General features: G+C 64.4%; 10 protein-coding genes. 6 read left to right on the forward strand and 4 right to left on the reverse strand.

Going from position 1 to position 10984, the window contains the following annotated elements; translation table 11 throughout:
* Window positions 1-2 precede the first annotated feature (2 nt).
* The 3 genes from WCY17_RS06905 to WCY17_RS06915 are packed head-to-tail and all read left to right on the forward strand — an operon-like array spanning window position 3 to window position 3017.
* Window positions 3-1139, forward strand: coding sequence for a glycosyltransferase (locus WCY17_RS06905; RefSeq protein WP_372701444.1), 1137 nt, complete (start codon window positions 3-5; stop codon window positions 1137-1139).
* Window positions 1136-1855, forward strand: a complete 720-nt coding sequence (locus tag WCY17_RS06910) for a polysaccharide deacetylase family protein (protein ID WP_372701445.1) — start codon at window positions 1136-1138, stop codon at window positions 1853-1855. Before WCY17_RS06905 ends, WCY17_RS06910 begins: the two co-directional genes overlap by 4 nt.
* A complete protein-coding gene (locus tag WCY17_RS06915) occupies window positions 1839-3017 on the forward strand; it encodes a glycosyltransferase family 4 protein (protein ID WP_372701446.1) in 1179 nt (392 codons plus the stop codon). The genes WCY17_RS06910 and WCY17_RS06915 overlap by 17 nt, the downstream gene beginning before the upstream one ends.
* A 104-nt stretch (window positions 3018-3121) precedes the next feature.
* Here the strand turns inward: WCY17_RS06915 and WCY17_RS06920 are convergent, their stop codons facing one another.
* Both WCY17_RS06920 and WCY17_RS06925 read right to left on the reverse strand, forming a co-directional pair.
* Window positions 3122-3886, reverse strand: a complete 765-nt coding sequence (locus tag WCY17_RS06920; RefSeq protein WP_372701447.1) for a YdcF family protein — start codon at window positions 3884-3886, stop codon at window positions 3122-3124.
* 2 nt (window positions 3887-3888) lie between these two features.
* Window positions 3889-4833, reverse strand: coding sequence for a glycosyltransferase family 9 protein (locus WCY17_RS06925; protein ID WP_372701455.1), 945 nt, complete (start codon window positions 4831-4833; stop codon window positions 3889-3891).
* Between the two features lie 149 nt (window positions 4834-4982).
* Between WCY17_RS06925 and msbA the strand changes: the two genes are divergently transcribed.
* Together msbA and WCY17_RS06935 are read left to right on the forward strand one after the other, a co-directional pair.
* The gene (msbA, locus tag WCY17_RS06930) at window positions 4983-6776 is read left to right on the forward strand and encodes a lipid A export permease/ATP-binding protein MsbA (RefSeq protein ID WP_372701448.1); all 1794 of its coding nucleotides are present in this window, start codon (window positions 4983-4985) and stop codon (window positions 6774-6776) included.
* Window positions 6777-6792: 16 nt separating this feature from the next.
* A complete protein-coding gene (locus WCY17_RS06935) occupies window positions 6793-7224 on the forward strand; it encodes a hypothetical protein (RefSeq protein WP_372701449.1) in 432 nt (143 codons plus the stop codon).
* Window positions 7225-7396: 172 nt separating this feature from the next.
* On the opposite strand, the gene rng is transcribed toward WCY17_RS06935, so the two are convergent.
* Window positions 7397-8872, reverse strand: coding sequence for a ribonuclease G (gene rng, locus WCY17_RS06940; protein WP_372701450.1), 1476 nt, complete (start codon window positions 8870-8872; stop codon window positions 7397-7399).
* 173 nt (window positions 8873-9045) lie between these two features.
* Between rng and WCY17_RS06945 the strand changes: the two genes are divergently transcribed.
* A complete protein-coding gene (locus WCY17_RS06945) occupies window positions 9046-9627 on the forward strand; it encodes a YrbL family protein (RefSeq protein WP_372701451.1) in 582 nt (193 codons plus the stop codon).
* Window positions 9628-9746: 119 nt separating this feature from the next.
* Here WCY17_RS06945 and WCY17_RS06950 read toward each other — a convergent pair whose 3' ends face one another.
* Complete coding sequence (locus tag WCY17_RS06950) at window positions 9747-10589, reverse strand: polysaccharide deacetylase family protein (protein WP_372701452.1); 843 nt, start codon at window positions 10587-10589, stop codon at window positions 9747-9749.
* Window positions 10590-10984 lie beyond the last annotated feature (395 nt).

The following is a 10984-nucleotide window of genomic DNA, read 5'->3' on the forward strand; positions in this document are numbered from 1 at the left end:
GCATGAAGATTCTCTACACCAATTTTCATCCGCGCAATGGCGGCGGGCATGCCACATACGTGGCCAATCTTGCCGGCTGCCTGCAGGGTGAGCATGAGATCGTGGTGGCCACCCCGGCCAGCAGCCGCCTGTACGCCCAGGTGTCGCAGATCGCCGGGGTGCGGGCCATTTCGGCCGCCTTCAGCACACGGCCCGCACCCATGCTGGTCGAAGTCGCACGCTTGCGCAGCCTGCTGCGCCTCGAGGCATTCGATGTCGTGCATGTGAACGGGTCGGCGGATCACCGGCAGGTCATGCTGGCCTGCCTGGGCCTGGTGCGCAGGCCACGAATTGTCTTCACCAAGCACAATACAATGCCACTGAACAGCCTGGGCAACCGCTTGCGTGCCCGTCTGGGGACCGACGGTGCCATCGGCGTGAGTGACTTCGTCAGCCGCCTGTTGCGGCAGTCCCCCTACGCGTGCGTACCCATACAGACCATCCGGCACGGGGTGGATACCGATCGCTTCCGCCCGCGGGATGCCGCCTGGGTTCGTGCCCAGCGTCATGCACTGCTGGGCGATCTGCCGCCGGGGGTGCTGGTGCTGGCCAGCGTAGGCGGCACAGACCGTGACAAGGGCTGGCTGTACCTGGCCCGTGCCCTGGCTGCGCTCGCGCCTGAAGAGCAGGCGCGCTTTCGGGTGCTCGTGGCCGGTGACCCCTTGCGCGGGCGTCTTCTTGAAGATTTCCAGGCGCTGGGTCTTGCGCACTGCGTGCTGTTTCCGGGCCTGGTCAGTGACCCCGAGCGCATTCTGGCACTGGCCGATGCGGGCTTTGTGCTGTCCGATCATGAGGCGTGTTCATTTGCCGCCTGTGAATCCCTGGCGACTGGTTTGCCCACGCTGGTGTCCGCAGCCGGCGGTCTGCCCGAGGTGGTGCGTGACGGCGCCGACGGCTGGGTGGTTCCCACCGGCGATGTGGCGGCGTTGAAGGCATGGCTCTTGCAGCGCCTGCATGCACCCCTGCCGGAATCCATGGGCCTGGCCGCGAGGGCCCGGGCGCTGGACAGTTTTTCCATGCCCGTGTTCGCCCGCAATACGCTCGGTTTCTATCACAGGCTGGCGCCAGGCGTGCAGGTGGCCAGGCGAGCTGCGTCATGATTCCGATTCTCATGTACCACCAGATCGATGAACCACCAGTGCGTGGAACACCTTACCGCGGGCTGACGGTGCATCCGCGCAGTTTCCGGCGCCAGATGCACTGGATGCGGCGCCTGGGCTATCAAGGCCTGTCGATGCGCCAGCTCATGCCCTATCTGGATGGTCGCAGAAAGGGCCGGGTGTTCGGGATCACCTTTGATGACGGCTATGAGAACGTCTTGCGGCACGCTGCACCCATACTGGATGCGTGCGGATTCCAGGCCACCAACTATTTTGTCGTACAGCAACTGGGTGGCACCAATGAATGGGATCGGGACGAAGGGGTGCCACCCGCGCCGCTCATGGACGTTGCCGGGCTGCGAGAGTGGGTGGCGCTGGGCCATGAGGCGGGTTCGCATACCCTCAGCCACCCGGCTCTGACCCGTGTGCCGCCGGAACAGGCGGGTCTCGAAATCCGTGATTCCCGCGACCGACTCGAACAATTGACCGGAGAGCGGGTCGGGGCATTCTGCTACCCCTATGGCAAGCTGTCGACCGATCTCGTGGACCTCGTGCGGGCCGCCGGTTATGACAACGCCACCACGACGCAGCGTGGCCTGGTGCGGCCCACCGACGACCCGTTCACCTTGCCGCGGGTCGCGGTGATGCGCTCCACGCATGTGCTGCGTTTCCTGCAGAAATGCCTGACCCGACTGGAGGATGGCAAACGTGGCTGATCCAGCCGGCCTGTCAATCGGGTTTGTCGTCGATCGCTTTGGCGCGCGCTACGGCGGCGCGGAAGCCTATGGGGTCGAACTGATGCGTGAACTGCATGCGCAAGGCCACCGGATCACGGTCTATGCCCGTGAGTACGACCCGGCCTGTGGCCTGGGGCTGCCTTTCGTGCCGATCCGGATCGCGCGCCACTGGCCCAGCTGGATCCGTGTCTGGCTGTTCGCCCGGCGGGCTGCACGCCTGGTGCGCGGGCGCCACGACATCGTGCATTCGCACATGAATGGCTGGTGCGGCGATGTCGAGGTGGTCCACGTCACCCCCGTGCGCAGCCGCTGGTTCGACAGGGACATGGCCCGCCACAAGCGCTGGCAGGCCCACATCAGCCCTCGGGTGCGCACGTATCTGCGCCTCGAGACGCGACGCATGCAGCAGCGGCCCGGGCACCGTGTGGTGGCGGTTTCGCGCTTGATCGCCAGCCAGATCGAGCGCGCGTATGGTCTGCAAGGCGTGCCCGTGATCCCGCCCGGGGTGGGCGTGGTCGGGGCGACCCGCACGCTCGAGCGCAAGGCCGTGCGCGCAGAGCTGGGCCTGCCGGCCGAGCAGACCCTGTGCCTGCTGGTGGCCCGCAATCCCATGCGCAAGGGCCTGCCTACCGTGTTGCAGGCCATGGAACGCCTGCCCGACCACATCGGCCTGATCGTGGTTGGTGCCAATGCAGCGGCGCGTGACTGCGTGGCGCGCGCGCCAGAGGGCGTGCGCGCACGGGTGCATCTGGTGGCCCAGACCTCCCGGGTGGCGCCGTATTATCGGGCGGCCGACATCTACGTGCATCCGACCCTGAATGACAGCTTTGGCATGGCCCCGCTCGAAGCCATGGCATTCGGCCTGCCGGTCATCCTGAGCCCGGCACCCTGGTGCGGCTTTGCCCAATACCTCGAGCATGGCCAGGATGCGCTCATTCTGCCCCATCCGGAACAGCCGCAGGCATTGGCCGATCTGGTCCTGCAGCTGCAGTCCGATCCGCAGCTGGTGCGGCGTCTGCATGCCGGCGCGCAGCGTGTGCTGGCACGCCATGCCTGGCCGGAAGTGGCGCGCCAGTATCTCGATCTCTACGCTCAGGTGCTGCACGAACGAGGTACGGGCCCAGCCGCATGGCCCGCGTAGCCCGTGTACCCGCGGAGGCCGAAGCCCGCGCCAGGCGCAGCCCGTGCACCAGCGGGCCGGATCTCGGGCCCAGCCGCGCAGCCCGTGCACCAGCAGGCCGGATCTCAGGCCCAGCCACGCAGCCAGTACACCAGCAGGCCGAGGTATTCCTTGATGATCGATCGGCTGGCCTGCAGACTGCGCCAGTCGGGCAGCCAGGGGTGAAAGCTGCGTTCGCCGGGAACGGTGATCTGCGGCGGGGAGGGTGCTGCTGTCGGATCCAGCCCGAGCTTTCGGAAACTGGCGATGGCGCGTGGCATATGCAGGGCCGACGTCACCAGGAAGAATGAATCGATGCCCGACTGACGCAGCAATTCGGCGGAATACAGGGCATTCTGCCGGGTCGTCAGGCTGTGGTTTTCGAGAATCAGGGCCTGGACCGGAATGCTGCGCTGTTCGAGCGCGGATGCCATCATCTGCGCTTCGCTGATCCCGCCGTCGAGGGCCGCACCAGACGCAATGATGATGGGCGCCTTGCCGGCCAGATACAGTTCGGCGGCGGTGTCCGTACGCGTATGGACCTTATGCGCATCGATGGGCTCGAACCAGTTGCTGCGGCTGTTGGCCGTGTGTCCCCCCAGGACCACGATAGCCTGCCTCGGGGGGGTGTCGGCAGGGTGTATCCAGGGGTATTGCTGTTCCAGCCACGCACCCGCCCAGAGTGATGTGATGGGCAGGGACCAGAGCAGGATCCAGGCGGCTGCGCCGCCGGCCATCCACAAGGCCCATGTGCGCCTGCGCAGAAGCCCGGCCAGCAGCGCGAGCAGCAGCACGGCTGCAGCGAGGTTCCAGGGCAGGATCAACTGGGCCATCAGGGCAGAAAAAGACATGCTCAACCCGACTGTTGTGGCCCTGCAAAGACCCGGGCGTGCAGGGTTTCGGCCAACTGCGTCTGGGCGACAGAGACGACTTCATCGAGGGCGGGCCAGTTCTGCCACTGCCCCAGGCGCAGCGCCCTGCTTGACCACGGGCCGGTGCGTGCTGGCCGGGTGACGCCAAACAGCGTGATTTGCCGCGCGCCAGCGGCGGCAGCGAGATGCGACACCCCGGAATCGTTGCAGATGACCAATGCGGCCCTGTGGGTCAGGACGGCAAAGGCGCCAAGCCCGAGCGCAGGCATCAGGGTGGCGCTGGGTGCTGCGCGGCGGGCTGCAGCCTGCTCTGCGGCGGGGGGGGCCATCACCACGGTATGACCCTGAGCCTGCAAGGCGCGTGTCAGGGCATCGAAATGTGCCCACACCTTGACCCGCCCTTTGTGCAGCCCTGTGGCGGTGGGCGCAATCAGTACGAAATGCCCCGGCGTCAAGCCGGCCTGGGCCATGGCGAGCGTGGTCGCAGTGCCGTGTGATTCGGCCGCACGCCAGTGCAATTCGGCGGCCGGTTCGGCCGCGGGGACGGACAGCTTCCAGTGCGCCATGGCCTGACGGGTGAGGTGGTACCAGGACTGAACGGCATGCAGTGCCTGGGTCGGTTTGCGAATCGGCCAGCGCAGCAGCAGGCTGCGGCCGTCATCGCGGTAACCGGCACTCGGGATGCCCGCCAGACGGAAGCTCAGCGCGCTGGACAGTGAATCGGGCAACAGCAGGCCCAGGGGCCGCTGGCCTGGATATTCGGCTCGCGAGCCGAGCAGGGCCTTGCGGTTGCGGCGCCAGGAGGCGTCCATGGCGACGAATCCGGCCAGCGGGTATGCGCCGAGAAAGTCACGGGCCCACGGCCGGGCACATACCACCAGCGGCAGATCGGCGGCCAGCAGGGCCTCCAGACTCGGCAGGCTCATGCAGACATCACCCACCCAATTGGGCAGGCGCACGTACAGGATGGGTGGGTTGGCGGGTGACAATGCTGCAACTCCCGGCCCGTCGCCAGGGCGAACCGTGGGGGCGGGCTAAAATGCGTGATTTCCAAGTATATAAGAGGTTGTGCCGGGTGAAGACCATACGCGACAAGCCGTCCCATGCCCGCCCTGTCCGTCGTGAGCTCTGGCTGTACATCTACACGCGGCTGGGCAAGGACTGGAAGGCCGCCTTGCTGGCCATGGGCATGCTGGCCGTCACGTCGGCTACGCAGCCCCTGCTGGCGATCATCATGAAGCCCCTGCTCGATGAAGGCTTCACCGGAGACAAACCGTCGTACATCTGGTCGATTCCGCTGGCGGTGGTCGGCATCATGCTGGTGCGCAGCGTGTGTTCGTTCTTTGGCTCATACCTGATGTCGTGGGTGGCCAACAACATGCTCCTGGGCTTGCGCCGTGACATGTTCGAGCGTCTTCTGGGGATGTCCGATGCGCAGTTTCGCGAGGCAGAGCATGGTCGCCTGTTGAACCGCTTTACCGTCGATGCGGGTCGGGTCAGCTATTCTGCAGCCGATGTGCTGCAGACGGTGGTGCGCGAAACACTCACCGTGGTGGCCTTGCTCGCCGTACTGCTGTACATGTCGTGGCAATTGACCCTGATCGTGCTGGTCATGCTGCCCCTGTCTGTGCTCACCGCGCGTTATTTCATCCGGCGCCTGCGGCGCATCAATCGCGACACCATCAACATGAATGCCGAACTGACCCGGGTCGTGTCCGAAGGCATCGCCGGGCAGCGCGTGATCAAGCTCTTTGACGGCAGTGCAAAAGAGCGCGACCGGTTTGCCTATGTGAATGCCCGCCTGCGGCGCTTTGCCATGCGGGCGGCGTCGGCGGATTCGGCCCTGTCACCCATCTCGCAGTTCTTCGTGGCGCTGTCGGTGGCAGCCGTGGTGTCCGTGGCCTTGTACCAGGCCAACCATGACGGCCTCACGGTGGGCAGCTTTGCCGCGTTCATGGCCGCTCTGGGGCAGATTTTCGATCCCCTCAAGCGTTTGACCAACATCGCGGGTGCCACGCAGCGCATGCTGGTGTCGGCTGAAAGCGTATTCGATCTGATCCGTGAGCCTGTCGAGCAGGACACGGGCCAGCGCGAGATCACGAAGCGCCTGCGCGGGCATATTGTCTTTCGGGATATTCAGCACCGGTTTGCCGATGCACGGCAACATACTCTGGCAGACATCGATCTGACGGTCAGGGCTGGCCAGACCGTGGCGCTGGTGGGCCGCTCGGGCAGTGGCAAGACGACTCTGGTCAACATGCTGCCCAGATTCGTCGAGCCGACAGCCGGGAACATCCTGCTGGATGGGATCGATATTCGTGAATTCAGGCTCAGGGCGCTGCGTTCGCAGCTTTCCCTGGTCAGCCAGGATGTCGTCCTGTTCGAGGGCACCATTGCGGAGAACGTCGCCTATGGGGTGTCCGAAGAGGTGTCCGGGCAGCGCATCCGCGACGCGCTCGATGCCGCCAGCCTGCTGGATTTCGTCGAGACCCTGCCGCAGGGCGTGCACACACAGGTCGGCGCCAATGCAAGTTTCCTGTCTGGCGGCCAGCGCCAGCGCCTGGCGATTGCCAGGGCGCTCATCAAGGATGCCCCCATCCTGATCCTCGACGAGGCCACTTCGGCGCTGGACAATGAATCCGAGCGCCAGGTACAGCAATCGCTTGAACGCTTGATGGTCGGGCGCACCACCCTGGTCATCGCCCATCGCCTGAGCACCGTGCAGAAGGCAGACCGCATTCTCGTCCTCGATCACGGGCGTATCGTGGAAGACGGCACGCACGATGATCTGCTGGCTCGCGATGGCCTGTACGCCAGGCTGTATCATCTGCAGTTCGAGGATTCACGCCCCTTTTCCCCGGAACCCTGACCTTCTGGAGTGTGCCATGAAGACCTGGTCTATCGTTGCCCTGGCGTTGTTGTTGCCGGCCTGTACAGCGACCCCCCCTGGGTTGCAGGTGGATCAACTGGAGACAGAACGCTATCTGATCACCGAGCGTCGACGCCTGCCGATCGATTTCCCCGAAGTGCAGAAGAATCTCTTCAAGCACGAGCGCGTGTGCGGCGTGCGCTACATCTTCGAGATGCTGCCCAATGAATCGGCCTTTGCCCGCGTGGTGTATCGGCCCGAAGCGGATTCGGGCTGGGAAGACGCAGTAGTGCTGTCATTGGTGCGCCTGCACAACACCACCATCAACGTCTATGCCTACAGCTACTATCCGGGGCAGGGTGAACGGGCGCTCGAAATGATCACGGCCTTCATGAAGCCTGAATCCTGCCAGGCCGACCGCAGTTGGGAAAACACGCTGGATGACTGACCCCTGCCGGGGCAGGGCGATGCCGGGGGCAAGGCCAGCCCGCATCCTCCAGGCCCCGAGCGAAGCGGCTTGTTGCGCGGGATCGGGGCGGGCGAGGTCCGGGCAGGGCCAGGGCAGTGTGGGGTCTGAGCAGTATGAGGCCAGGGCAGGGTGGAGTCAGCGCGGTATGGGGTCAGAGCAGCACGATGTCATATTGCTCTTGACTGTAGCCGCTTTCCACCGCCAGGGATATCGGCTTGCCCACGAAATCGCCCAGCATGGCCAGGTGCTGGCTTTCTTCTTCCAGGAACAGGTCGATGACCGCCTGCGCGGCAACGATACGAAACTCTTTGGGGTCGAACTGGCGGGCTTCGCGCAGGATTTCACGCAGGATTTCGTAGCACAGCGTGCGCGCAGTGCGCACCGAACCGCGAGACTGGCAGGTCGGGCAGGTTTCGCACAACTGGTGGGCCAGTGATTCGCGCGTGCGCTTGCGGGTCATTTCGACCAGGCCCAACTGGCTGAAGCCGCTGATGGTCGTGCGTGTGCGGTCTTTGGCCAGCGCCTTGGCCAGTTCTGCAAGAACGGCGGCCTGATGCTCTGGGTCATCCATGTCGATGAAGTCCAGCACGATGATCCCGCCGAGATTGCGCAGCCGCAACTGGCGTGCAATGGCGACGGCGGCCTCCAGGTTGGTCTTGAAGATGGTGTCATTGAAGTTGCGCCCACCTACGAAACTGCCCGTGTTCACGTCCACCGTGGTAAGCGCCTCGGTCTGATCGATGATCAGGTAGCCGCCCGACTTCAGTTCGACCCGTCTGGCGAGTGCGCCGTCGATCTCTTCGTCGACACTGGCCGTATCGAACAGGGGGCGGTTGCCGCGATAATGGTGGATGCGATCCCGCACGGATGGGGTGTAGCGTTCGGCCCAGTCGAGCAGTTCTTGCGTCACCGTGCGCGAATCGACGGTGATCGATCGGGTGTCCGGGGTGACCATGTCGCGCAATACGCGCTGCGCCAGGGTCGGTTCTACATAGATGGCCGATGGCACGGGTTGCTGCTTGATGCGCGTCTGGATATTTGCCCACAGGGCGCGCAGATAATCCAGATCCGCAAGCAACTCGGCATCTGCCGCAGCCTCGGCCTGCGTGCGGACGATGAAGCCGCCGTTTTCATCCGGCCCGGCCAGTGCCTGAATCCGGTTGCGCAGCGTGGTGCGTTCGTCTTCACCTTCGATTTTCTGGGAAATGCCGATATGGGGTTCGTGCGGCAGGTAGACCAGCATGCGGCCTGCCAGGCTGATGTGTGTGGTCAGCCGCGCCCCTTTTGTGCCCATGGGGTCCTTGATGACCTGCACGAGCAGGGTCTGGCCTTCGAACAGCAGTTTTTCCATCGGGATGGTGGTGACCGGATCGCCCTGACTGCGGGTGTGACGATTCTGGCGCAAGTCGGACACATGGATGAACGCCGCACGATCCTGCCCGATATCGATGAAGGCGCTCTGCATCCCCGGCAAGACCCGGGCCACGCGCCCAAGGTAGAGATTGCCGACCTGGCCGCGCTGCATGCTGCGTTCGATGTGCAGTTCCTGGACGATGCCCTGGCTGGTCAGGGCAACCCGCGTTTCGAACGGAGTCACATTGATGAGAATGTCTTCTTGTGCGGGCATGGGGTGTGCCTGAAGGTTGGTTTCATAGGGCTCGCGCAGAGGCTTGCAGCGGCGTTTGCTATTATCCACCACGAACCGGACCGGAATGTTCCGTCTGCGTCCAGGGAGTGTACGTGAACGTGTTTCGAAGGGGCTTGCGTCGGCCACCCAGCCCGTCTCCGTCGGGGTCGGGCGTGCTGAAACTGCGCGAACTGATTGGCACCGGCAATGATCGCATGTGCTGGCGCCACCCGGAAAACCCGGCGTGGTGCGTCAAGGTGCCCAAAGCCACCCAGGAGCGGCCGCAGAACGAGATCGATGCGCATTATGCGCGTCACCTGGCCCGCCGCAATGTGCGCGGGCCCCATATGCCTCGCGTGCATGATTGGGTGCAGACCGATCATGGCCCGGGTCTGGCCTTCGACCTGGTACAGGAGCCCGATGGCTCGCCGTCGCCTGCCTTGCTGGACGCCGTGCTGGGCGGGCGGGTGACACCGGCTGAAGCCCGTGAGCTGATCGACGAGGCGTTCGGGTGGCTGATCGACCAGCGGGTTCTTCTGGTCGATTTCGGCATCGACAACCTGCTGATCCAGACGCGGCCAGACGGGCGTCGTTTTCTGGTTTTTGTGGACGGCCTCGGGGCGCGGAAGTTCAGTGCGCGGTACTGGTTTCACCGACGATTCTGGCTGAAGGCGGTCTGGAAGGCACGCGAGTTTCGCCTCAAGACCCTGGCTTTGCTGGATGAGGCGCTGGCGCTGCGTGCGCCCAAGGGGTGACCCGATGTGCGGCCCGCGGCGTCGCGCCGGGAGGGCCAAATCGCAATCCACTGCTACGGTCGGTTCGCAGCAAACGGCAGTCGGTGCGGTCGGCAGCAAGAGCCGGTTCGCTGCGCACCTCAGTGCCGGGCGTCGCTGCGCGCCTTCCATTTGTTGTATGCGGGGCCCCAGACCGGGTGCGTCGCCAGCCAGAGGCGTTGCCTGAGCCAGCCCCAGGCGCGATTGCGCACGGCAAACCTGAAAACGTATCCCGGATTGCCGCCTGGCTGATTCTGGCCTCTTGCATCGGTGGTGTAGAGGCAGTCGAAGCCGCTGTCCTGCGCGACCGCCAGGTAGTCGGCGTCGAAATAACCCTGCGGCCAGCACAGATGGCGTGACGCTGCACCCAGTCGCTGCGTGAGCATGGCACGGGAAGCGAGCAGGTCGGTACGCAGGCTGGCCACTTTTTCACTTGGTGATGCGCTGATCTGGTCCCAGCGCGTATGCGTGTGGGTGTGACTGTGGATTTCGAAAGTCCCGGCGGCCTGCATGGCCTGGAGTTCATCCCAGCGCAGCATGACTTGATCCCGCTCGGGGCTGAACATGAGCACCTTGGCCTGGTGATGCGATGGGCAGGCGGGCAATACGACATGATGCTGCCCGGCATGCGGGCGTATGGGGCCTTCTCCCACAAGCCCGGTCACCGCAAACAGCACCGCATTCAGGCCGTACCGTTCGAGTACCGGATGCGCGTGAACCCAATTGTCCAGATAGCCGTCATCAAAGGTCAGCAACAGCGACCTGGGCGCTACAGGTTCACCCGCCATGAAGGCAAAAAACTCATCGGCCTTCAGTGTGCGCCAGCCATTCTCGACCAGCCCACGCATCTGATTCTCGAACTGGCGCGCGGTAACGGCCAGTGAACCGGGCTGTTCGGTGACGTGGTGGTACATCAATACGGCCACGTTGTGAGCGGACTTCATCGACAGCTCCGAAGCAGGTTGGCCCAGGCGCCTGAAGCCACGGGACGGCCAAGGGGCAAGCGCCAGGTTGTGTGTTTCGAGGGCATGATACCGCAGGCGCAGGGTAGCGTGACTGCCCCGAGGGCTCGTGTTTGCAGCCGTCATTCTGTCGTGCTATATTCTCGTTTCTTTGCAGCACGTCACAAGGGTTAACCCTTGGTGCAACGGGCTTTGGGCGGTGTCGGACACGGCCCGGGTTCTGGTGCGGCGGGTTGCAAAGGTGATGCACAGTGGGTCATGTTTGACGCTGGATCGCGCAAGTGGTTCAATGTCGGGCCTGGCAGCGGGTTTTGGGCTTCATGGGTTGTGCGGTCGGCGGGTGGTTTTACAGCTGCTTGACACGCCCCAGAAAAAGC

The sequence above is a fragment of the Castellaniella sp. genome (assembly GCF_041677825.1).
Taxonomy (GTDB): Bacteria; Pseudomonadota; Gammaproteobacteria; order Burkholderiales; family Burkholderiaceae_B; genus Castellaniella.